The organism is Halobacillus massiliensis, assembly GCF_900166625.1.
Lineage (GTDB): Bacteria > Bacillota > Bacilli > Bacillales > Halobacillaceae > Halobacillus_A > Halobacillus_A massiliensis.
Genome location: NZ_LT800499.1, coordinates 1,015,738 through 1,040,103, shown reverse-complemented (window position 1 = coordinate 1,040,103; position 24,366 = coordinate 1,015,738). Strand labels below are relative to the sequence as shown.

Annotated in this window: 22 protein-coding genes; 3 read left to right on the top strand and 19 right to left on the bottom strand. The window is 40.0% G+C overall.

Annotated elements, in window-relative coordinates; all coding sequences use genetic code 11:
- Window positions 1-126 precede the first annotated feature (126 nt).
- From B7E06_RS05170 to B7E06_RS05130, 9 genes are all read right to left on the bottom strand, one after another.
- Window positions 127-786 carry a helix-turn-helix transcriptional regulator gene (locus tag B7E06_RS05170; RefSeq protein ID WP_082232980.1) on the bottom strand — a complete coding sequence of 220 codons (660 nt, stop codon included), beginning with the start codon at window positions 784-786 and terminating at the stop codon, window positions 127-129.
- A gap of 169 nt (window positions 787-955) precedes the next feature.
- On the bottom strand, window positions 956-1,201 hold the full coding sequence (locus B7E06_RS05165) for a hypothetical protein (RefSeq protein ID WP_082232979.1): 246 nt from the start codon (window positions 1,199-1,201) through the stop codon (window positions 956-958).
- Window positions 1,202-1,349: 148 nt separating this feature from the next.
- Window positions 1,350-2,198, bottom strand: a complete 849-nt coding sequence (locus tag B7E06_RS05160; RefSeq protein WP_082232978.1) for an SDR family oxidoreductase — start codon at window positions 2,196-2,198, stop codon at window positions 1,350-1,352.
- A 4-nt stretch (window positions 2,199-2,202) separates the two neighbouring features.
- A complete protein-coding gene (gene uxuA / locus B7E06_RS05155) occupies window positions 2,203-3,246 on the bottom strand; it encodes a mannonate dehydratase (RefSeq protein WP_082232977.1) in 1,044 nt (347 codons plus the stop codon).
- A gap of 15 nt (window positions 3,247-3,261) precedes the next feature.
- Window positions 3,262-4,662 carry a glucuronate isomerase gene (uxaC, locus tag B7E06_RS05150; RefSeq protein ID WP_082232976.1) on the bottom strand — a complete coding sequence of 467 codons (1,401 nt, stop codon included), beginning with the start codon at window positions 4,660-4,662 and terminating at the stop codon, window positions 3,262-3,264.
- A 25-nt stretch (window positions 4,663-4,687) separates the two neighbouring features.
- Window positions 4,688-7,054, bottom strand: coding sequence for a glycoside hydrolase family 31 protein (locus tag B7E06_RS05145; protein ID WP_082235916.1), 2,367 nt, complete (start codon window positions 7,052-7,054; stop codon window positions 4,688-4,690).
- Window positions 7,055-7,087: 33 nt separating this feature from the next.
- Window positions 7,088-8,392, bottom strand: a complete 1,305-nt coding sequence (locus tag B7E06_RS05140) for a TRAP transporter large permease (RefSeq protein ID WP_082232975.1) — start codon at window positions 8,390-8,392, stop codon at window positions 7,088-7,090.
- A gap of 3 nt (window positions 8,393-8,395) precedes the next feature.
- Window positions 8,396-8,881 (bottom strand): TRAP transporter small permease, encoded by a 486-nt coding sequence (locus tag B7E06_RS05135; RefSeq protein WP_082232974.1) that lies wholly within the window; start codon window positions 8,879-8,881, stop codon window positions 8,396-8,398.
- A gap of 121 nt (window positions 8,882-9,002) precedes the next feature.
- The gene (locus B7E06_RS05130) at window positions 9,003-10,013 is read right to left on the bottom strand and encodes a TRAP transporter substrate-binding protein (protein WP_082232973.1); all 1,011 of its coding nucleotides are present in this window, start codon (window positions 10,011-10,013) and stop codon (window positions 9,003-9,005) included.
- A 132-nt stretch (window positions 10,014-10,145) separates the two neighbouring features.
- Between B7E06_RS05130 and B7E06_RS05125 the strand changes: the two genes are divergently transcribed.
- A complete protein-coding gene (locus tag B7E06_RS05125; RefSeq protein ID WP_082232972.1) occupies window positions 10,146-11,333 on the top strand; it encodes an ROK family protein in 1,188 nt (395 codons plus the stop codon).
- A 288-nt stretch (window positions 11,334-11,621) separates the two neighbouring features.
- Here the strand turns inward: B7E06_RS05125 and B7E06_RS05120 are convergent, their stop codons facing one another.
- From B7E06_RS05120 to B7E06_RS05105, 4 genes are all read right to left on the bottom strand, one after another.
- Window positions 11,622-12,446 carry an STAS domain-containing protein gene (locus tag B7E06_RS05120; RefSeq protein WP_082232971.1) on the bottom strand — a complete coding sequence of 275 codons (825 nt, stop codon included), beginning with the start codon at window positions 12,444-12,446 and terminating at the stop codon, window positions 11,622-11,624.
- Window positions 12,447-12,676: 230 nt separating this feature from the next.
- Complete coding sequence (locus B7E06_RS05115) at window positions 12,677-12,955, bottom strand: AbrB/MazE/SpoVT family DNA-binding domain-containing protein (RefSeq protein WP_082232970.1); 279 nt, start codon at window positions 12,953-12,955, stop codon at window positions 12,677-12,679.
- 410 nt (window positions 12,956-13,365) lie between these two features.
- Window positions 13,366-14,124 carry a L,D-transpeptidase family protein gene (locus B7E06_RS05110; RefSeq protein WP_082232969.1) on the bottom strand — a complete coding sequence of 253 codons (759 nt, stop codon included), beginning with the start codon at window positions 14,122-14,124 and terminating at the stop codon, window positions 13,366-13,368.
- 414 nt (window positions 14,125-14,538) lie between these two features.
- A complete protein-coding gene (locus B7E06_RS05105; RefSeq protein ID WP_179133972.1) occupies window positions 14,539-15,318 on the bottom strand; it encodes an SDR family NAD(P)-dependent oxidoreductase in 780 nt (259 codons plus the stop codon).
- Window positions 15,319-15,696: 378 nt separating this feature from the next.
- Between B7E06_RS05105 and B7E06_RS05100 the strand changes: the two genes are divergently transcribed.
- On the top strand, window positions 15,697-16,566 hold the full coding sequence (locus tag B7E06_RS05100; protein ID WP_082232968.1) for a DMT family transporter: 870 nt from the start codon (window positions 15,697-15,699) through the stop codon (window positions 16,564-16,566).
- A 242-nt stretch (window positions 16,567-16,808) separates the two neighbouring features.
- On the top strand, window positions 16,809-18,122 hold the full coding sequence (locus B7E06_RS05095) for a Glu/Leu/Phe/Val family dehydrogenase (protein ID WP_245807676.1): 1,314 nt from the start codon (window positions 16,809-16,811) through the stop codon (window positions 18,120-18,122).
- A gap of 120 nt (window positions 18,123-18,242) precedes the next feature.
- On the opposite strand, the gene B7E06_RS21755 is transcribed toward B7E06_RS05095, so the two are convergent.
- The 6 genes from B7E06_RS21755 to B7E06_RS05075 all read right to left on the bottom strand — a co-directional run bounded on the left by B7E06_RS21755 (window position 18,243) and on the right by B7E06_RS05075 (window position 24,004).
- Window positions 18,243-18,380: a hypothetical protein gene (locus B7E06_RS21755; RefSeq protein ID WP_179133966.1), complete on the bottom strand. Its 138-nt coding sequence runs from the start codon at window positions 18,378-18,380 to the stop codon at window positions 18,243-18,245.
- Between the two features lie 65 nt (window positions 18,381-18,445).
- Window positions 18,446-19,705: a GntP family permease gene (locus B7E06_RS05090; RefSeq protein WP_082235913.1), complete on the bottom strand. Its 1,260-nt coding sequence runs from the start codon at window positions 19,703-19,705 to the stop codon at window positions 18,446-18,448.
- Window positions 19,706-20,090: 385 nt separating this feature from the next.
- The gene (locus tag B7E06_RS21530; protein ID WP_143414457.1) at window positions 20,091-20,279 is read right to left on the bottom strand and encodes a hypothetical protein; all 189 of its coding nucleotides are present in this window, start codon (window positions 20,277-20,279) and stop codon (window positions 20,091-20,093) included.
- 63 nt (window positions 20,280-20,342) lie between these two features.
- A complete protein-coding gene (locus tag B7E06_RS05085; RefSeq protein ID WP_082232967.1) occupies window positions 20,343-21,416 on the bottom strand; it encodes a Ger(x)C family spore germination protein in 1,074 nt (357 codons plus the stop codon).
- Window positions 21,413-22,507, bottom strand: coding sequence for a GerAB/ArcD/ProY family transporter (locus B7E06_RS05080; protein WP_082232966.1), 1,095 nt, complete (start codon window positions 22,505-22,507; stop codon window positions 21,413-21,415). The genes B7E06_RS05085 and B7E06_RS05080 overlap by 4 nt, the downstream gene beginning before the upstream one ends.
- 15 nt (window positions 22,508-22,522) lie before the next feature.
- Window positions 22,523-24,004 carry a spore germination protein gene (locus tag B7E06_RS05075; RefSeq protein WP_082232965.1) on the bottom strand — a complete coding sequence of 494 codons (1,482 nt, stop codon included), beginning with the start codon at window positions 24,002-24,004 and terminating at the stop codon, window positions 22,523-22,525.
- Between the last annotated feature and the right edge of the window lie 362 nt (window positions 24,005-24,366).

Below are 24,366 nucleotides of genomic sequence, written 5' to 3'. Positions count from 1 at the left end.
CTCCTTTAAACATTTTTGTATGATTCACATTCATGACAAACCGTTAGTCTTGGAGAAAAATCTATGATGTAGTGATTTATTTTCTGTCAGCTCTACAGGTGATTATTGGCGGGGTAAACCGCAGTTTTAGCTGGAGCCATTGTCTCTGGATTTTTCCAGATAGTTATACAGCGTATACTTGGAAATATCAAAATAAGAGCAAATCGTGTCTCCTGCTTTCTTAATTAAGAAGGCGCCCTTTTCATCCAAATATTTAATTCCTTTCATCTTCTCTTCTTTACTCATACGTGCTACAGGTTTCCCTACGTGATCCTGAGCCTCTGAAATCAGCATGTCCAGCACATCATTTACATTGTTGACGAACACTTCATTTACATCTGTATTAATATCATCCGTTCTCGTAAACTGCCGGATGGTATTCTCAGCCATCACTAAATCGGTAATATCTAAGTTAATGCAAATACAGCCAATCGGCTGTCCCTCTGAGTTCCTTATGTACATTGTCGTGGAACGAAGCATCTTGCCATCTTTCGTCTGTGTCATATAATTGTGCTTATCCCCAGAGCTTTCCGACCCTCTTAAAATCTCTAACCCTAAATTGGTCCCTGTATCTCCCACCTTTCGTCCGGTAATATGGCCGTTTTCAATCGCTACGATCAGGCCGCTTCCGTATTCTTCGTGATTGGATACATCGAGCAGCACAGTTTCACAGCTTTCACCAAAATGATTGGCCATTCCTTTAATAAAAGATTTAAGAAAATCCAGTTCTTCGTTAATATGTTCCAAATTGAATACCGCCTTTTTGAAGTGATGAAATTTTTAGAATATTGTGTAACTAAACTATAAAATCATTCTTATATTTTGTCAACAAACTTTTTTTTAGTCTAAATAAAAATTTGTTTGAATTTCTGCAGACAAACAAAAAAGCTCAATCCTTTTCTAAGAATTGAACTTCCTAAAATAATAAATCAACGAATATAAGCAAAGTAATGACCGATCCAATAATCAAAAACATATATCCTTCTATTTTTGCATAACGACCTTCCCTCACCCTTATATTAGCTCCTCTTAAGATAAAATGAATACCCAGAATGATCATTAAAACATGAAAAACTTCTAACGATATTGCGAAACGTAAAATAAGCAGAATGATCAATAATACTGCCGTTATTCCTTCTCCCCACTTTAAAAACTTCTTCATCGTACTCTCCTTTCCAAAAATTTCTTGTCCTGTTTCTTTATATGTCATTATAAAAGCTGTGAATGACTATAGAAACAAAAAAACCGAATAATGTGGTCTGAGAAATAACCACATTATTCGGGAAAACCGACTACATTATCAACTTTTCCTACACACCTGAATAAGCCGAAAAGCCTCCATCCACAGGGATAACCACTCCATTTACAAACCGGGAAGCTTCTTCGCTCACGAGCCATAACAATGTACCCACGAGTTCTTCCGGCTCTCCAAATCTTCCGTTTGGTGTCTGGTCCAAAATTTTATTTGCCCGCTCGCTGAATTCTCCATTTTCCTGAATTAATAATCCTCTATTCTGCTCTGTCAGGAAAAAGCCGGGAGCGATGGCGTTGACACGTATGCCGACTTTGGAAAAGTGAACAGCCAGCCACTGGGTGAAATTACTGACAGCGGCTTTAGCGCCGCTGTATGCAGGGATTTTCGTAAGCGGCCGAAAAGCATTCATTGAAGAAATGTTGATGACGACCGCTCCCTTCTGGTCGAGCAAATCTTTGCCAAAGACCTGGGAAGGCAGGAGGGTGCCGAGAAAGTTCATGTTGAACGTTCCATTGATGGCCTCCTTATCAAGGTCGAAAAAGGTGTTTTCCTCACTATTTACGTCTTCAGGGTAAAGATACTCTTGTGAAGTCGTAGCCTGTGGGTGATTCCCTCCGGCTCCATTAATCAGAATGGCACAAGGTCCAACGTTCTCCCTAATATTTGCATGTACTTCCTCAAGCTCATCTTTGTTTAGGACATCAACACTGTATCCATAAGCCTCACCGCCTGATTTTTTAATTTTCTCGACCACTGAATCAATTTTTTCCTTGTTCCGGGCCAGGATAACTACTTTGGCTCCTGCCTTAGCTAATGCTTCAGACATGACGGCCCCGAGCACACCACTGCCCCCGGTCACAACCGCCACTTTATTTGTTAGATTAATAGAAAAAGGTAACTCCATTTGTTCACCCCTCCTTTTCTGTTGTCAATGTATCAAGAATTCCGTTCAAATAGGCAGCTCCCAGTGCACGATCGTAAAGTCCGTACCCCGGCCGGCCTTCTTCTCCCCAGATCATTCGACCGTGATCGGGACGAATAGGGCCCGTAAAACCAGTTTCTTGCAGTTTTTGCATAACGTTGACCATATTTACAGATCCATCACGTGTTAAATGAGAAGTTTCCTGAAAGGATTTCGTCCCCGTCACTTTAATATTTCTCGCATGAACGAAGTGAATACGGCCTTTTGCCGCTTCAATCATAGACAGCAAATCATTATCAGGATTCGCTCCATATGATCCTGTACAGAAGGTCAAACCATTATGTATGCTGTCAACTTCCTTCAGCATACGAACGACATTTTCCTCATTGATGATCACACGTGGGAGTCCAAAGATAGACCATGGCGGATCATCGGGATGGATCGCCATTAAGACATCCTCTTCTTCCGCCACGGGTATGATTTCTTTTAAGAAAAAAATCAAATGATCCATTAAGTCTGCTTCAGTAATCGATTGATACTCCTTCATCACTTTTCTTAAATCTTCGGTCTGGTATGATAAATCCCAGCCGGGCAGATCCAGTTCACCGCTTAAAGGATCAAGGTCTTTTATTTTCTCCTCATCATACAGCAGCGAATGTGAACCATCCTCTAAAGGAGCGTCAAGAGCAGAGCGTGTCCAATCGAAGACGGGCATGAAGTTGTAGCAGACGGTCCGAATATTTGCTTTTGCTAGATTTCTCAATGTTTGTTTATAGTTTTCTATCCATTTCATTCGGTTTTCCCGTCCCAATTTTATATCCTCATGGACAGGCACACTTTCGATAACATTTAACACAAGCCCCTTTGTTTCAACCTTATGCTTTAATTCAATAATTTTTTCATACGGCCATACTTCTCCTGCCGGAATATCATAAATAGCTGATACGATCCCTTTCATTCCTGGGATCTGTTTAATATAGTCCAGTGTGACCGGATCATCATCGCCATACCAGCGGAAACTCATTTCCATGTGACTTCACCTCCGTTACAAGTTAAAATATCGTTTCGCATTATAATAGGATATATCCTCAACATATCTTCCCAAAAGCTTCATATTAGCAGGAATAGTCCCTTTGGCTGCCCAGCTTCCAATTAAATTGCATAGTATTCTCCGGAAATACTCATGCCGGGAAAAAGATAGAAACGACCGCGAATCTGTCAGCATACCTAAGAAATGCTTGATCAGTCCGACATTAGCCAGAATATTCATCTGGTTTTCCATGCCATCAATATGGTCGTTATACCACCACGCGGTGCCAAACTGGACCTTTCCTGGAATAGTGGCATTCTGAAAGTTTCCCGCCATCGTTGCCAAAATATAATTATCACGCGGGTTCAGACAATATAAGATGGTTTTAGGAAGCCCGTCACGTTGCTCCAGGGAGTCTAGAAAGTTTGATAAAGGCTCTGCTAAAAGCTGATCCCCCATCGTATCAAAGCCGCTGTCAGGACCGATTTTCTCAAACATTTTCGAATTATTATTACGCATCGGCCCAATGTGAAGCTGCATTGCCCAGTTCTTTTCCTCGTACCTTTCTGCCAAAAACTGCAGGGTATGTGTTTTAAATTGGTGCACTTCTTTTAAAGAAAGAGCATCTCCATTTAAGCTCTTTTCAAAAATTTCTCCTGCCTCCTGCTCTGTTGCAGGTTCATAAAACATGACATTAATGCCATGATCTGAAGCGCGGCAGCCTTGCTTATCAAAATAATCCACGCGATCAGCTAAGGCCTCTAAAAAATTGGAATATCGATGAACTTCTCTTCCTGTGGCAATGCCTAACTTGTCTACCCAGCTCTTAAACTTTCCCCTATGGCCTATATCGAGTCCCTGATCCGGACGAAAGGAAGGAGCGACAACGGTAGAGAATTCAGAGCCTGCAATGGATTGATGGAATTTGAGATCGTCCACAGGATCATCTGTTGTACCTACAAACTCTACTTTGCTTCCTGCCAGCAGATTTCTCGTCGACATGCCTGGATCCTGTAATCGTTCATTGGCTGTATTCCAAATATCCTCGGCACTGTCTTCATCAAGTAACTCATCGATACCAAAATAGCGAAGCAGCTCCATATGCGTCCAATGGTATAAAGGGTTGCCTAATGTATTTGGAACGGTTTGTGCCCAGGCGATAAACTTCTCTTTATCTGATGCATTTCCGGTAATGTATTTCTCCTCTACTCCATTCGCCCGCAGAAGACGCCATTTATAATGATCGCCTTGCAGCCAAATTTGAGTGATATTCTCAAACTTTCGATCCTGTTCAATTTCATTAGGTGGCAGATGATTATGATAGTCGATTACTGGCAAGTCTTTCGCATGCTCGTGATATAATTCACGCGCATACTCATTGTGTAATAGAAAATCATCCGTAATAAAAGTTTTCATCGTCTATCACGCCTTTCTTGTCATACTAGAGCTTTAGCTCGCAGGAGGTTTGATATATCTCCTTATGATTTACAATAATTGTCCGGTCTTCACGCTCTGGGAAATATACGTTGAGCGAGGAATAAGGCAGCTTGTAGTCGCCCGTAATTTCGATAGATACTTCAATGGTTTCCTCTGTAGTGTTCATGCTGACCTCAAGCCAGGCAGCACTTCCCTTTTTATAATCCATGGTGAGGCCATCGTCTTCATAGAACACTCTTTTCGTCTCTCCTTCTCCTAGCATAGGGTAAAGGAGAAGACCTCTTTCGGTATCTTCTTTATTTTCAAAAGTGATCTCCCCATCACGAATTGGGAATACGGCCCCTCCTTGTGCAAATTTAGGAATGACATCAAGAGGAGCGTCAGCTGTTATCGTCTGGCCGCCTTCGTACCATTTTTCTGTTTCTATCTCATACCAGCCGTTTGAATTCTCCGGCAGATAAAGCTCTCTTTTCGTTTGGCCCTTGTCCATAACAGAAGCAATCAGCAAGTCCTCTCCTGCCATGAACTCATCATTTTCTAAAAACGTTCGTTCGTCTTCATCGAAATGGTAGAATGTGGGTGCCAAAATCGGCTGATAGTTTTCATGGGCTTGGTACATCAGATGGTAAAAGTAGGGAAGCCACTTAACTCTTTCCTTCATTAAATTACGAACGATGCTCATGTATTCAGGATACATCCATGGCACGTTGACCGTTTGATCTTCATTCCAGGAATGAATCGTAAAACGAGGATGAAAGATGCCATTTTGGATCCAGCGGATAAACAACTCCGGTTCAGGCGCTTTACCCGCGAAGCCGCCAATATCATGGCCGAAGTTAAAAATACCAGAAAGACTTAGGCTTAAGCCCATTTTCAAGTTGTATCTGATTGTTTTCCACTCGGTATAGTTATCTCCTGACCATGTTTGCACATAGCGATGCATTCCAGGCCCGCCGGATCGGGAAATGAGATATGGCCGTTTCTGCTGTTCATATTCCTGCTGTGCTTCAAACGATGCTTTCATCATAAGCAGTGTTTGAATCGGCTTTACGTATTGAATGGATAGCGGACGGCCGAAATTGTCAGCTGTTGCCCGTTCATCCCAAATTTCGTACTCGTTATTGTCGTTCCACGTAGAATCGATTCCATAGGATAAGAGTGTTTCTTTAATTCGATCCTTCCACCATTTAATAGTCTGTGGGTTGGTAAAATCGACATACGATCCGAGCGCATCCCAAAATTGTGAGATTTCCGGGGTGCCCTCTTCATTTTTCACGAACAGTCCTTGTTCTTTCAAACTCTCGTATTCTGGGTGATCATCCAACAAACATGGTTTAATATTGGCACACACCCGGATGCCATTGTCGTGAAAATGCTGATTCATTTCGACTGGGTCCGGAACTTTCGAATGGTTCCAATTAAAGACATAGCGTTTATCACCAATCGATGTATAACCCGAGGATAATTGGAAGGAATCACACGGGATATCATACGCACGGCAGTCCTCTACAAACTTTTTCAACTGCTCCTGGGCATCTGGTGCATCTGTATAAGTCATCGTAGAGCCGGAGTATCCTAGACTCCACTTCGGAGGCATTATAGTTTTTCCTGTCATCCATGTGTACCGTTCAACGACCTCGCTGATCTTCGGGCCAAGGATGAAATAATAGTCCAAGTCTCCTTTTTCCGCCTGATAATATCGGTAAAATCCATGATAATTGTCCAATTCAGCTCCCATATCGAATATACTGTCTGAGTAATTATCATAGAAAATTCCATAAGAAGCCGAGGACTCCGGCTGATAAACGAGATAAAAAGGAATATGCTTATATAAAGGATCCGTTGTTTCTGCATCATATCCCATCGCATCAATCGTTCTCATTTGGTAGCGTTTATGATGCCGATCCATCAGACCGCCTTTTTCTCCTAAACCGAAATACTTTTCCGAACGGTCTCTCTCCATGTAATGGCACGCAGATTCTCCTAAGCTATTGTTAAAATTATAGCTCTGTGTCTTGCGATCTCCTGCAACCTTGATCCAGGAATCATCACGCTTCATAGACCAGTCAATATAAAAGCCATCCAGCCAGATGACCGCTTTTAATGTCCCGGTGTATACCTCTACTTTTTCTTCACTTTCCTCAACCGTATACTCCGGCAGCTGGAAAGGGCTGATATCAAATCGATCTCTTCCTTCAAAAGGGATATCCTCCATGCCAGGGGCAATCGTCCACGTTTTTTCTAATCTGTTTTCTTTGTCAAAAGGCATGAACACTCGAAAAATATCTTCTTCTAGAACATAGACTTCTATTTTTTCCGACTCTGCCGTAAATGCAAGCCGGTTATTTTCGTTAGTAACAAGCTGAAACATTAAATTATTTATCACAACAGTAACCCCCCTGGTTTACATGAGATCGAGTAATTTCGGAATAGCTAGACTAATAGATGGTATAAACGTTACGAGTAAAAGTGCAGCGACCAGGGCTATAAAGATCTTAGATAGAGGACGAAGCACCGATTCAATCGACACATTGGCGACACTGCAGCCAACAAACAAACTGCTTCCAACAGGTGGTGTCATAATTCCAATACAAAGATTAAAAACAAGGACGATTCCAAAGTGAACAGGATCCATTCCAAGCTCTGTTGCAATCGGAAGGAAGATTGGCGTAAAGATTAATACAGCCGGTGTTAAATCCATGAATGTACCTACGATTAAAAGCAGCAGGTTCATGATCAGAAGAATAATAATCGGGTTCTCAGAAGCAGCCAGCAGCATATCAGAGATAGCCAGAGGAATACCCGTAAAGGCCATGACCCATGACATGATGGAAGAAGCTCCCACTAGAAAAAGTACAATCCCAGTCATAACGACTGTTTCTTTTAAAATTTCCGGAATGTGAGATAGCTTGATTTCCCGGTAAATGGCCGATAGAACGATGGAGTAAAGAACAGCGACAGCAGCCCCTTCTGTAGCTGTAAAGATCCCAGCTACAATTCCACCAATAACGACAACAATCATTAGCAGGCTTGGAATCGCATCCAGTACAATTTTGAGGCCTTGCGAAACAGTCGGCCGTTCAGCTATCGGGTAGTTTTGTTTCTTTGCGATTAGATAAGCAACGACCATAACGGCAAGCCCCATCAGTAATCCAGGCAGATAGCCGGCCATAAACAGAGCCGATATGGAAGTTCCCCCGCTTACTAGAGAATAAAGGATTAATACACCACTAGGCGGAATTAACAATCCGGCTGGTGAAGAAGCGATGTTCACCGCTGCTGAATAAGATTTGTCATAGCCTTCTTTCTCCTGCAGAGGGGTCATGACTTTCCCGATCGCTGCCGCAGAAGCTACAGCTGATCCGGAGATCGAGCCAAACAGCATGTTTCCTACTACATTCGTATGAGCTAATGATCCTGGAAGCCGGCCTCCGAGCAATTTAGCAAGATTAATCAACCGAATAGCAATACCGCCGTTGTTCATAATACTTCCAGATAAAATGAAAAAGATGACAGCGAGCAAAGCAAAGCTGTTAATACCCTGGACCATGTTCTGTGCGGCTGTGAATATAGCCACATCCATCGGTACAATAGTTAACGCTGTTATAAAAGAAGCGATCCCAATTCCTACAGAAATAGGAACTCCGATAGCTAGTAAAACAAAAAATGTTCCAAATAAAATCAATGCTGCTTGAAGTGCTAAATCCATTTCCTACGCCTCCTCTACTGCCAATTCCTGTTTGTATTCCGGCAGAAGCAGCAGCTTATAGATGATAATGAGCACACCAGAAACAGGTAGAATTGAATATACAACCCCCATAGGGATTCCTAAAATTGGCGTAAGCTGCCCCATCGTCACGTTTACGACTTCCATGCCGCCTCGAATCATAATCAAGTAGGCAAATCCTAGAATGAACACATCATTGATGATTCGAATGACTAATTTATTTTTACCTTTAAATTTGTTTTTCAGGAACGTAATGGCCAGATGCTGATTAGATCCAAAGGCATAAGTAGCCCCAAGAATCGATGTCCAAACGAGTAAAAATCGGAGTAGTTCTTCCGTAAATGTACTCGGTGCGTTAAGAAAATAACGGCTGATTACCTGCCATATTGCCCCTAAAAACAACAGCAAAGTAAACAAAGCTGCCACAGAAAGGATCGTTCTGTCTAATAACCCTTTAATTTTGCTGACCATTTTCTTCCTCCTTCACTCAACCTATAAATTACGTCGCCCATTCAGGTTTTCTATCTGTCTACTAACTACAGCTTCTATACATGATAGAAGGCACTCAATGAGAGAGCACCTTCTGTCACAGTTATTTCATTTCTTTAATCTTTTCGATCATTTCTGCCATTCTCTCATCTTTCATAAACTCCTCATGCATAGGCTGAACGGCTTCGATGAATGGTTCTTTATCGACTTCGTTAAATTCAACACCCATTTCTTCAGCTTCACTAATGGCTTCTTCTGTTGCCTCTGCCCATAATTCCACCTGGTACTGTGTAGCATCATCTGCTGCACTCTGTACCGCTTCTTTTTGTTCATCAGAGAGCTTATCCCATGTAGCTTGGCTGACAACTACGATATCTGGAATAATAGTATGTTCATTCACAGAAAAATTCTTTGCCACTTCGCCATGCTTACCAGTAGTTAAAGCCGTAGGGTTGCTTTCTGCTCCATCAATAACTCCCTGCTGCATGCCTGTGTAAATTTCACCATATGGCATCGGAGTAGGTGTTCCGCCTAACAGTTTAACCATCTGAATTGCTGTCGGGCTGTCCATGACGCGGATTTTCATCCCTTTTAAATCATCGGGAGTTTCAATCGCTGTATCCTTTGTATAAAAGCTTCGGGCTCCTGAATCGAAATAGGTCAATCCGACAAACCCTTTATCTTCAGTAGATTGATAGATTTCGTTGACAATATCAGATTCCATTACATTGCGATAATGGTCTTCACTTTCAAAAATGTAAGGAAGCGAAAATACTTGATAATCATCTGAGAAACTTTCCAGTGCTCCTGCACTTACCTTCGTCATATCAACAGCGCCGCTTTGTAATTGCTCAAGAACTTCCTTTTCATCGCCTAATACTCCGTTAGCAAAAATCTTCACTGTGACTTCTCCATTTGTATTTTCCTTCACCTTATCCGCAAACCTTTGCAGACCCGCATGAACAGGGTGATCCTCCCCTAAGTTATGTGCTAACCGCAGCTCTTGCCCTGAACCTCCCTCTCCGCTTTCTCCATTCGAAGTCCCCGAATTACATCCGGCAAGAAGTACTAAACTCAAAGCTAAAACCAATAACCCCACTACTTTTTTATTCATTTCTTTGCTCTCCCTTCTAAATTAAACGCTTTCAAATTAATTTGTTTGTTTACCCAACAAATAATTAATATTATAATAAATGAAAGCGCTTCTACTTGCAAGTGCCAATTTTCTGAAAGGGGATTATTCTATATGAGTACAGGGGATTCTGCCTACATTAAAACATTAAATCGCAGAATATTAATTGAGAACATCATTAAATATCGTTCCATATCAAGAAGTGACCTGGCCCGCCTTACAGGTTTAAATAAATCTACGGTCTCAGCTCAAGTCCTGCAAATGATGAACGAACAGTTAATTATTGAAAAACAAGCGGGAGCAACGAGCAACAGAGGCAGAAAGCCTATCCTTTTAGAAATAAACGGAAATGCCGGCTACAGCATCGGCATCGATTTTGATGAAAATTCCATACAATTTCAGGTGACCAACCTGTTAGGACATTCCATTCACTCTTTGAGGTTAAATAATAAAAATAACACGCCATCTGAGGCAATGGAGCTTATCATTAAGACCGTCAGAGATCTTATTCAAACATTTAACAAACAATATGACGCGGTTGGCCTGACAGGAATCGGCGTGGGAATTCACGGCATAGTCGCCCGAAGTCATGACATTATTTTCACACCTAAAATGGACTTAACGGATCTACCGATTAAGCAAAAATTAGAAGATATTTTTGAAGTGCCGGTATTTATTGATAATAACGCCAACCTTTGCGCCTATGCGGAGCAGGTGTACACATCAGCCGTTTCTGACCTGTTTTGTATTACGATGTATTCAGGGATTGGACTCGGAATATTAAAAGACAGTGAAATCTATCGAGGATTCCAGGGGTTTGCAGGAGAAATCGGGCACATGATTGTGGAGAAGCATGGCCGCGAATGTCCTTGTGGAAACAAAGGGTGCTGGGAGCTATATGCTTCAGAAAAAGCACTGCTTCATGAACTGGAAGCTGAAGGATTAAAACTGAAAGAAATCGACGAAAAAGATGTAGACTATATTATCAACCACTATCCGAAATTGATGGAAAGCTTTTTTGATTACGTCGCGATCGGCTTGAACAATATCATTAATATTTTCAACCCGGAAACGATTATTATAAACGGCCATCTATTGAATAATAATCAAAACCTTATCGATAAACTCACCGATCGTTTAACGTCCAGAATGAACAATTATGATACGATCACTTCATCGATTCTTGGAAAAGATGCCTGCTCTCTTGGTGGGGCAATGATTGCTTTAAAACATTATTATGATATTCAGACATTAGATTTTACGGCTTATTCGCACTTTCAGGATAAGCAGCTGGTTAATTGATAAGTTGAGGGGGAGTAATTTTTTTCATCAGCATTCTTCAATTAAGGGATGATAGCTCGTCCGCCGACGTTTTCTTTATTTTGGTCAATCTTTTGTCTGGCTCCCTCCCCTTTGCTGCTTTTACCACGAGTATATTTGAAATTTATTCATCTGCGAAACGTGTGAATTAGCTGATTGGAGGAAAGCGACTCATTTAAAAAACCCATCTTTTCTCCGTTTGGAAAAGATGGGTCTCTATTTAAAAGTGGCACGCTAAAAGACTTTATGGGTGAAAAGAGCAGAATCAGATTACTCTTTAAAATACTCTGTTAATGCCTGCTGAAGGGTAGCAAGCGTTTCTGTATGTTGGTTAAATGGAATGTCGGATTTGATAATCTCTGTAACAATTTCTTTTCTCATACCGGTTATGACGGTTTTACATCCCATTAAGGAAGTTCCTTCTATGACCTTCATCAGGTCGGAGATGACGACTCCCTCCATTTCTGCAATCCCGGAAAGATCCATGATGAGGGTTGTGATACGAAGATTCGCAACTTCAGTTAGTACCTTTTCATTTAAGATCTCGGCACGGCGAGAATCGATAGAGCCGATTAATGGAAGAATGCAGATGGAATTATTAATAGGAATAATAGGTACAGAGAGGTTCTCTACCATTTCCTGCTGGGCTTTCAGCAGTTTATCCTTATAAGTGGTGTATCTGATAAAAAAGGTGTTAAGAAAATCATCTACCCCGTTATTAATTTTACGTTCCATTTCGAATAAATCTTCTATATTCCTTTGCTCGCTATGTTCATAGAACTCTTGAATGAAAATCCATAAAGTCCGACGAATGGCTTGAATCCACTCAAGTTTAAAGGAGACTGTGAGAGAATGAGAAGCCCATGCAATGCCTTCCTGCTGTGCAAAGTTTTTGAGGGAGAGCTCATCTCCGTCAATAATGTATACAATAAGCTCGTGCGCATTATTGACGAGGTCGATATTCCCTATGTACAGGATTTCCTCAATTTTATCTCTCACATTCACGGCTTCTAACAATAAAGTCTCTTCAAAACTCTGTTTATTTTCTTGGATAAAAGTCTTTAAATCCATTGTATTTTCGTAAGTGAGCTCCATAATATTCCCTTCCTTATAATTTAGTATGATATTTAAATGACAAATACTATGCAATTATAATATCATATTTCCCCCTGTTCATTTAATGGAGTTATATGGAAGGGTGCACCCTTTACCTCTAAAGAAGAGAAAACATTCTAAGCAGAGCAACATAGCTAAACAAACAAAACAGGACGTTACATTATGTACGTCCTGTTTTATTGAAAAATACTCTCTAAGTTGTTTTAACTTTAATTAGTTACCTTCGTTTTATCTAACTCTTCCGCCAGAATCCTCATCCCTGCAGGGCTTAACCAAATACCGCCTTCAAACTCCTGGTTATCTTCTGTAATTTCTCCCGTAATGGCACAGGATCTTGCCGCATGATATTTCTTCATGACCACTTTATCATCGTCTACAAAAATTTCTATAGGGTCTTTCTTATCGATCGTCAGCATATTTCTTAGTTCCATAGGGATCACTATTCGCCCTAGTTCATCAATCTTCCGAACAATTCCTGTACTTTTCATTATAAGTCTCCTCTTTTACTGCTTAATTATATTTATTTCCAGGGTCTGATGCTGTATGAAAAAACTTATATCCCCTTTCTTTCGGTAACTCTATAAGAAACTCGATAGGTACATAAGGCTTTCTCTACAGCCAGAATCTTCCCCTTATGTAATAACTTTCGTTAAAGACTGCTTGTTTTGAGGGGAGAATGCTTATTTTTTTGATAAAGTATTCATTCAGCTTCTCGTTCTGATTAAAAGATTGGTATCTCCTGCTCATTCCCAACACCTTAGATTATTAGTTTCTAGGCTAAACCTTTATTTAAGTATGACGTTTTAACACAAAAAAAGGACATCATCCAATATTCTTGGATGACGCCCTTTTAAGGGTAACTAATGGGCTTTTTCAAGCATGAGCTGTTCGCTTTTTTCTATTTCCCGAACAGGGCAGCTCTTGTTTTTGGTCCTACAACGCCATCACTAACCAGCCCTTTTGATTTTTGAAACTTTTTCACAGCGCTTTGCGTCTTCGGTCCAAATACCCCATCCGCATTAATGTGAAGTTTCCTCTGAAGAATTTTTACAGCTTCCCCTCTACTGCCATAAGATAAGTTAACAGTAAAAATTTCTTGTCCTGCGACTACCTGCTGGGCTTTCCCTACTCCATATTTTTTGGCTAACACAGGGAAAGATGAAGAAGAGGTTGTTATATATACGGGAATATTCTTATCAGCCCGGTCATACAGCCAGATCACATCTTTATTGTGCATACGAATACAACCATTGGAAGCAAAGGTGCCAATCGAAGACGGATTGTTTGTTCCATGCATTCCATAAACATTTCCAGAGGTGTGCCCCCAATCCCCCGGAACCTTTATTCCCAGCCACCTTGCACCCAGCGGATTACGAGGATCACCTCCGGGTATATTTTTCTTATACCATGGCCTGTTTTTCACTTTATTCACGAGAGTAAATTTTCCTTCGGGAGTTAACCCCTTCGTTTTACCGGTTGCTACAGGAAACACTCTTTCCAGATTACCATTTTCATAGAATGCCAGTTGGTTGTTACTTTTATTAATAATGATTGCTTCATTTCCCGCCGCCTGTGCAGGTATAGCTAATAAGATCAAACTCAATCCTAATAAACCTATGACTAATACTGCTTTTCTTATAAAACTATTCATCTTCATTCCTCTATCCTTCTTTTGGTATGTATACATTCCTATTTTTGTATATCTTTCACGTAATCTAATTGTAACATAAACGTAACATTACAATCTATGGGTATTTAAGGTTATAATAGATTCATGTCAAAAGAAGTGTTTAGGGGAATTTATCACTTTATTAACTCTATAAAATTAAACTCACAGGGTTATTTACCTATATTAAACCTCTATTTCATCATAGTGACTTTTTACCTATTTAACTTATAGAACGCGAGGTAAAATTTCACTTTATTACTTAATATTAACTACTTTTTTCGATTAAAAGAATCAAATAAAGACAATAAGAAACCTAGCAAATTTTACTTTGCTAGGTTTTACTTTTTTTATTCCCGAATTAACTACCATATTAGTTAGGGAGGCTTATAGTGCAGATGCACGTTAAGGACGAGCTTTCTCTGCATGTATAGCTGCCTTCTCAGTTTCAGGTGTCGTTCGGTTATTTTCTGCTTCCTGCTTCGTTTTCTGATCTCCTCCTATTACATAATCTTCATTGTTCATTAAGGCATCATATCCTTGTTTAGCTACAAGTTCTTTGTCATTTTTGCTTGAAGACCCTATTTTAGTATCTCCCATTCCTGCATTTGCGTGGAAGTTTGTATCTGTGGCTCCAGGCAGCAGCGCAGTTACGGTAACTCCTGTGTCACGAAGCTCTTCCCGAAGAGATTCGGCGAATGAGAAACCAAAGGCCTTAGATGGGCCATATACTGTTTCATAAGGTGTAGGTGTTGTAGCAGAGATAGATGAAACCACTAGTATTTTCCCTCTGCTATTAGGAACCATATGATGGACGACTCGTTTTGCCATATGAACGGTCCCAGTAATATTAATGGAAATCAGCCGCATTTCTTCTTCTAGACTTGTCTCGAGAAAGGAACCCCCGCCTATCCCAATCCCAACATTTAGGACTGCTGCTTCTACCGGCCGTTTTAACTCACGGACAAATTCCCAAAAACTCTCTACACCTTCATAAGTTGCAGCGTCTGCTTTATGAGGGTACGCCTCGACACCAAAATCTCGGATAGTTTCAGCAGCTTCAAAAATTCGATCACTAGAACCTGTTATGGCAAGATCATAACCGTCTTTCGCGAATTGTTTTGCCATTTCAAGGCCCAGCCCTGAGGATGCCCCAGTTATCATTGCAAGTGAACGTTTTGTCATGTAAAAAACTCCTTTATATTTAGACTTCATATGGAGGGTAAGCTTTAAAGTGAAATTCAAAATATGCCTTTCGAGTAAATATTTCACTTTTAAATCTTTTTAAACGTCACTGCAAGGATGGACCACGCATGCTCGCTTTAGTGTTTATGGCCGCAGCCTTGTACTTCATTTATAAAGGAAACAAACGAATTCAAACCGAAACGACTGTTCCGTACCAAAAAAGCATGTGACGGCTAGGGTTCATATGCCTAGAATTAATTATTTCACTCTTGGCATTTAGAGAAGACCCTCCTTTCTAATTGTGTGGATGAGGTTTAAGTATGGGAAATTAAAGGAATTACCATTAACACTTTGTAGTTAATGTTTAGGAGGCACACGATGAGATTTGCAGGTGTAGGCTTAGTTATGTTGGCCGCTATATGCTGGGGCATTAGTGGAGGAATTGCAGATATTTTGATGAGCAAGGGCTGGGATCCCATTGTGATTTCATTTTACCGCGGAGCTGTCGGATTTATATGTTTTTTAACGTGGTTTCTTTTTCGCTTTAGAAAAAACTGGGTTTTCTCTTCTCGTTTTTACATATGGTCCCTTTTAGCAGGTGCTGGTGTTGCGGGAAACTTCACTTTTTATTTTCTAAGTATCCAAGCTTCAAGCATTGCTGTTGCGGCTACTTTAATGTACACCGCCCCAGTGTTTGTCCTTTTAATCTCCTTTTTATTACGAATGGAGCGTTCTTCATGGTTTAAATGGGGATGCATTTTCGGTGTACTTATAGGAATTATCCTGCTCACAGGTGCCTACAACACCGAATCGATTACCGTGAGTCTTGCAGGGGCGGCTGCTGGGCTTGCTGCAGGTCTTTCTTATGCTTTATTTATATTCGGATTTAAGAATGCTTCTTCTATCGGAAAACCTCAAACCACTTTAACACTTGCCTTTTTTTCATTTTGTATTCTCCTTTTTTTCTTTACGGACAATACGGAAACAGCTCGTGTTCTAACGTCCAGCGACGTCTGGTGGTTTCTCCTTTTAGGAATCGTGGGAGCTGGGATATCGTTTTTAATTTATGTAATCGGTATTCGATTGACAGCACCGACAACGGCTTCAATGGTCGCTATGGTAGAACCGGTGACAGCCTCACTATTTGGCGTTCTACTTCTTGGCGATAACTTGACGATTATACAAATTCTCGGAATGGTCCTTATCCTGCTTACGGTCACCGTACTTAGTGTGAAGCAATCTGACTGAATGATTTTTTTGTTTAGAAAAGTAATTACTTTGAGTTCTTTTTAGACTGTTTCAATACTGAACGCTACTTTTTCATATTCTTTAAAATCTAGAGATATTCCTTTTTCCACAATCCTGCTATTTGCAGTTTCGACTATTTGCTCCCCTTAGGACGGAGTCACCATTGCCCCTAAACTAAGTATAATTTTTACATTTTAAGGGATTTTATAAAGAAGGTGATAGCTTTTAAAGGGGGCAAAATTATGAAGAAATCTGCAGGAGAAAAAACAGAATCAGATATTATGACACACGGCACAAATCCTTACGAAATCGTTAAATCCTTACTTAAAGAATCTGTGAGCCGTCTTGGACTTAATGAGAACATTTATCATATGCTCAAGAAACCTATGAGAGTGCTTGAGGTATCGATTCCGGTCCGCATGGATGATGGATCCTTAGAAAACTTTACAGGGTATCGAGCTCAGCACATTGATATATTAGGCCCTACCAAGGGTGGGATACGCTTTCATCCTTTAGTGAATATAGACGAAGTAAAGGCATTGTCCATCTGGATGTCGTTAAAGGCTGCTATCCTCAATCTTCCTCTAGGAGGAGGAAAAGGTGGAGTCATTGTGGATCCAGAGAAATTATCAGACAGGGAACTAGAAACCTTAAGCCGCACATACATCCGAAAAATCACCCCGATCATTGGACCGCAAAAGGACATTCCTGCTCCTGACGTCAACACAAATCCTGAAGTAATGGGTTGGATGATTGATGAATTCGACCAGCTTCGCGGATACAATATTCCAGGAATGCTTACAGGGAAGCCAATTATTATCGGCGGATCACTTGGAAGACTGGAAGCAACCGGTCGGGGAGTCGCCCTCACCATTCGAGAGGCTGCCAAAATCTTAGATATGGATTTGAGTAAAACGACTGTAGCTATACAGGGATTCGGTAATGTCGGAAGCATGACAGCAAAATTTTTGCACGAACTAGGTGTCAAAATCGTTGCTGTTACAGATGCCAAAGGTGGAATTTACCGCAAGGAAGGTTTAAATATCCCGGATTTGCTGGAGTTTGTAAAAGATAAACAGAATTATGCGTCCGATTACCAAAATGCAGATGCGATAACTAATGAAAAAATGTTCAGTCTTCCTGTCGATATTCTCATACCAGCTGCAGTGGAAAACCAGATTACAAAAGATAGTGCCCCGACCATTCAGGCAAAAGTAGTAGCTGAAGCAGCGAACGGGCCGACCACACCGGAAGGAGACAAAATCCTCGAAGAGAAAGGAATTTTCGTTATTCCGGATATCCTCTGTAATGCAGGCGGAGTCACTGTTTCTTACTTTGAATGGGTCCAAAACTCCATGAATTACTATTGGAAAGAAGAAGAGATCAACCAAAAGCTTGAGGAAAAAATGCTGTTCGGCTTTGATAAGGTGCTTAAAATGCGCAAAGAAAAGCAATGCTTCATGAGAGAAGCGGCCTATATGGTCGGCATCAACCATTTAGTGAAAGCCATGCATGCCCGCGGCTGGATCAAAGAGGATGATTTATCAGAAGAATAAATACGAATAAATAACTATAGTAAATTCTGATCTACATCATTAGAAAAATAAATCTAAAAACAGGATAGCCAGCCATAGGCAGCTATCCTGTTTTCCTACTTAAGGTTAAATATATTGTAGCTAAAGGCCAGCTTCATTGCTGTCAGAAATGTCTTTCAGCCCCAATGTAACGGTGATTCCTTTGGAAGTAGAGGCAATAAATTTACCTGGACATATAAATAACAACAAAGGAAGCTTTACCTTTTCCTGATGTATCATAGAAAACAAGGTCCCCTAGTTTCAAATCAGAACATTAGCAATGAAGTAACAGATTTAAGGATACATTATAGTAAGCCTCCATAAATAATAGTAGAGACTACTACGATAACAATCCCAATTAATGTTTCATAAGGCAGTGCTTTAAGTCTTTCTTTTATATCCATAAAAAAACTATCCCGCGAAATGTGAAAGAGCGGCCCATGCGGCATATGGTCAAAGGCCACAGCCCCCGCATTGATCATAGCGGCGCTAGCTAAAGCGCTGACCCCATTCTCTAATAATATTTCACCAAACACATTACTCGAAATCGCTGCCGAAGACGTTGCTGAGGCTGTGGCTAACGCCATAAACGAGCCCGATAGAGGCGCAATGAAAGAGATGGGTAAATCCAAAGTATTCAGTCCGCTCATTATCATGTGATTGAGTGAGGAATTCACGATAATGCCGGCTAACGTCCCTGTGGCCAGTATTAAAATAGCTATCCCGGACATTTTTTGAAGCCCACTCGACATATAAGACGTTAAACCTTTTGTTTTTTTCATCACAATCGCCCCGAAAAAACCCCCGGCTGGCAATGCCAGTAAAGAATCCACTTTAATATCAAAAAGAGGCTGTAAGGATAAGATAAGAATCGCAAACATTGGCCCGGAAATGGCGGCCTTAAAGGAAGGCTGATCTATTTCATCAGTATTTTCTTCCTTAATGTCAGTAACCATTGAACCTTTATTGCTGACTTTTTTGACAATGAAATATGTAAAGGCTGTACCGATGATGGCTGGTGCCAATCCAGCAAACATGACGGTAGTTAACGGTAAAGAAAAGCTTTCAGCCACTGCAATTGTATTAGGATTAGGGGAGATGACGTTCCCCGCTCTCGCTCCACAAACAACAGCGATTAAAACACTGAGTCGAGAAACTTTGGTTCGTTTGGCAATCATTAAAGCAATTGGGGCAACCGTAATAACTGCAGCTGCGATAAATACTCCAACTGCTGTTAAAACTAAAGCGGATACCGTGATCGCTAGTAACGCTCTCGTTTCCCCCATTTTTGCAACAATCGTATTTGCAATGACATTGGCCGCGCCTGATTCTATTAACACGCCCACTAACACACCGGCTGCTAAAATTCGCAGGACGGCCGGAGTCAGTAATTGAGCTCCCCCAATCATGAAGTCCAGGGTACCCGTTAAACTAACCCCTCCCACGATTCCTCCAGCTAACGCACCTGCCATCATGGCATAGGGAGGATTAATTCTTCTAAATATCAACAAAATCGTCAGCGTCATTGCGACTAACACACCTACCAGATTAACTTCAGGGTTTATTATTCTCACCCTCTCTTTTCTTCATTGCAGACTTAAGTATAATTCTATTAATTCTGATGAAGTCCTTTACATTTTTTCTTCAACTGAACATAACATTCTATTATTCCTAATTGTACCATTTAACTAAATATATTCTAAACTCTATTCTCCTGCTCTTTATGGCGATACCAATAGAACTGAAGAATTGAATGGCAGAAATATCTTCCTCGGAACTCCAACACCAGTTGAGCAAGTGTACTTTGAAAGCCAGCTGATGATGATAAACAGCTTATGCGTAGCAGAAAATCATAGAAAGAAAGGAATCAGGCAAAAACTTACGAACTATGTATTTAATTTTCTTTGGACCTTAAAGTGAACTTCTTCACCAGACAAACGAAAAAGTAAATCAATAATCAATACTATTTTGACTATCCAGGTAAACGGCTGCTTCCGTCACGGAATAAGCCGGCTTAAGAAAAGAGACACTTTTTCTTTCAATATTACATAGTAAGCGATGAATATCCTCATCAACATCTTCGAATATTAGAGTATGTACTGTTTTTTCAAGTCTAATCCTCCCCATAATTATTTTCAATAATAGCAAAGGACCACCCTATATGCGGGTGATCCTTTGCCACGAGTACTTTCTTACACTATGCTAAGAAATTACCCCCGTTTCTTTGACCGTAACATTATATTCAACCTCTACATTAACTTTTTCGTAAATATTTTCCCATTCTTTTTCCTTCCAGTTTTTTCTCGTTTTTCTAATTTCATTTCCCAGCCCTATTGGATCGACACCCCATTCTTCAAACTGCTGAAGGATATGCTTAGCCCTGGCTTCAAGAAGTTTTTCCATCTCTTTGTCAATTTCATTAATCACTTTCTTTGTGCCGCCAGATCCTGAATATTCTCGCATGTATCCGTCCATATCAACTCTGATTTTTATTGTTGGAGTACTTCCTTCTTTTACTTCCACATGTTTCTTTGAAGAAATATTTTGCACAGAGGCTAATTCTCCATCATTGACTTTAAACGTGAAGGACCCATGATCAAACGATTCTTTAAGCTGTCTAAATACCATGGTGTCATAATTAAAATTAATCGTTCCTTTTAATTGATCGCCCTTTAAGAAACCGATGCCGTCGATAACAAAAGCGTCTTGCTCTTTTGTAAGGATGGGAAGAACAGGGTCCACACCTTCCTGATAATAATCAAATAAATAAAGGTGGAGATTTGTTTTAGGAAGAAAGTTTTGCTCTATATTATGACGAAATAACCGACCTAAAGTGACTCCTAAATCTTTGTTCGTAGGAAGTTGATTTCTCAATAAAGAAGCGCTTTCTTCCTTAGCTATAGCTACAAACAAACGCGTGCTAATGCTTGGGTCTCTTTGATAGGAGTCTAAATACTTAAACAGTCCTTCTTCAGCTAACTCCTTACTAAAAATGATAACTTCCGTCTGGGCAATGACCATCGGATTTTCTGATTTGCTACTTCCAAGATCAACGGCGTCTTTAGTGAAAAAACCTTCCGTTTCGTAGACCCTGTTAATAACTTCAATTTCCGACAGATAATAGGGTACAGAGATTGTGGCTAACACTTTATCCTCTTCTTCTTTATCAAAACCTATAACGGTAATCATAGAAATATCGTCTACAATACTTTCCTCTATAAAGCAGCCTGATAGAAAAACTAAACATGACATCGAAAGAAATGTGAAAAACTTCATATCTTATCCACCTTTTTGAATAATGTCATGAAATACATAAAAGGAACATATCCCCCAAAAAAGTAAAAACCGAATCTTGATGAGAAGGTATTAAGCATACTAATTTCTTCCCTTGTCTGAAAGAAGCTTACACTAATAAAGAGAAGGGCTAACACGACAAATAGTACGCTCTTTTGCTGTAGCTTTGGAAATATATGTTTCACACTTCGGCTTGCGGCCCATAACCATAAACATAATATAGGGACTATTACAATGAACCATGTGGTTACTCCTATATATTCAAATCTGGCCAGGAATGGAAATTCTACTACTTTCCATAAGGTTAAGGTAGTCCATTCTGTTTTTCTTAAATAAGGTTCTGAAAAATATGCGAATGAAATAATTCCGATAATTAAATAAGTAAGTACAGAAGACAAGTGTCCAAGTTGAGCCCATTTTTGCGATTTTTTACCCTCTTTAATAAAAGGATAAAAAAAGAAAATCATTTCAAATCCCAAGTAACTCAACACCATATTTCGTGTTGATATTCCTAATTCCTTGATAGTGAAATTTCCAATAGGCAATAAATTCCCAAAATGCGCATACTGTAAGGGAAAATAGATGGTAATCAACAAGAAACTTGGAATGGCAACCCCGAGAAAACATATCCCCGCGACTGAACGAAATCCCCCTTTAATGACATAAGCTACAAGAAACAAAATGAAGAAGGAAATCACCCAAGTATTTAGATTTTTAAACATCCATACTTGAACAATTTCAATATAGGACCGCAATACAGTCAAGGATAGCAGGAGAAGGTAGGCAATAAGAATCGCATTTATGAAGTTTCCCAGCCACTTTCCCAGCAAGGCTCTATTTAAGTAAATAATATCCATTTGGGTCCGATTCATAATAGAATAAATGAGCCATATATACAGATGAATGGCAAGTCCAGCTAGGATTACAGCCATCCATGCATCATATCCCATCCCCTGTACGATATATTTTTGAAATCCTAATACACCGACACCAATCTGAGTAGAGGAAATGATAAAAAAAGCGAAGAAGGGAGAGACTTTAGAGCTTTCTTTTACAGATATCGATCCTTCCATTATTACCCCTCCCTCTTATTCATAAATATCCCGCCGTTTTTTTAGCTCCTTTTTGATAAACCGGACTGGTTTCTGAGTTCTCAGATATTGAGGACGCATATTTCTTTCTTTTATAGTCAACCGGACGATTGCATCTCGAAAATCACCTAGTCGAAATGGATATATGGGCTCCAAGTAAGGTCTGTTTAGGGACTTTAATTGAATTAAATGAGCGATTATAAACCCACCACTAATCACTACACCTAATAACCCGAATAGACTTGCAAGTAGGAGAAGTGGAAATCTTATTAACCGAATGGTATTACCAATCGTATATATAGGCGTAGTGAAAGAGCCTAAAGCGCTAAGGGCTACAATAATTAACAGGATGTTACTAGTTAATCCGGCTTGAACGGCTGCCGTACCAATAACAATACCTCCCACAATACCTATCGTTTGACCGATTTTAGTTGGCAGCCGGGCTCCTGCTTCTCTCAGTAATTCAATAGTCAGTTCTAAAATTATGGCTTCCAAAATGGGAGGAAATGGTACGTTTCTCCTAGAAGTCACAAGGGTACCGATTAAGTCTTGTGGCAGGAGCTCATGATGGTACGTTAATACAGCTACATAGATAGGGGTGGCAATAATAGAAAGACATACGGCCATCACACGTATCAGTCGAAACATTGAGGCTAAGATCCAATGAATATAATAATCTTCAAAAGATGAAAAGAATTCCACGATACTCGTAGGACCTAATAACACATTTGGGGCACGATCCATAATAATAACAACCTTACCTTCAGCCAGACCCGCACAGGTACGGTCAGGACGCTCCGTATCGATAAGCTGAGGAAAGGGAGAAAAACCATTATCACTTATTAACTCGGATATATTGGATATACCATTGACAACATCAATTTCAATGGTTTTCAGTCTTTCTTCAACTGTTCTTACATTCTCTTCATTGGTAATGCCTTCCATGTAAAGCAGTCCTACTTTTGTTTTGGATAAAGTTCCAATTTTAAATTGTTTTACCCTTAACTGTGCATCCGGCAAGCGGCTGCGAATCATATTCAAATTGAGCTCATAGGATTCTACGAAAGCTTCCTTTGGACCTAAAACACTGAATTCCACTTCAGGGGAGGTAACATTCCGTAAGGATTTCAATTCAGCTCTTATCAGTAATCCTGTGGAAAGATCATTTTTAAATTGAACATAAATAAAGCCTCTAAATATTTTTTCCTTAATGAGATTAACATCTGACGTTTCCATGACCACTTCCACTGGTATCTCATTTTTTATTTTCTTTAATTCAGTCGATCTGTTTTTGGAAATGTAAGGAAGAATATCCCGATGTAAGATTTCTACATCAATTAAGCTTTTAAAATAGTTCACATAGTAGGTAACGGGTTTGCCTTCATTCTTGTAATGGATAAAATCAGCTGATTCAGCCAGCTCTTCTAATCCTTGTAAAATGGTTACGTTATCAAGATCTTTGTTACTATTGAATCTCACTAGTCATCAGCCTCTAGAAAACTTATATTGTTATTTATTGTGCGATAAAGTCTTCTTTATTATTCAATTCGCCTAAAGCTCCATTTAATAAAACTTCTTTTTCAGAATATAAGATCATCACTTTTTATCATTTACCAAAAGTTAGATAAGAGTTTTTAACAGCAGTCTATTCAGCGCGGCCGGTGATACGAAAAAAATAAGATCTATTGACGGGGTTATTTTACTCATACGGCTAAAGGTGGAAAATAAAAATCATACCGTCCCATGCATAATTGACTCCTTTCACCTCTATGTCCAACTGCATTTATGTAGATTTTCAAAAATTAAACTGCCAAGACCCTAATAGGAATTAGAGTCTTGGC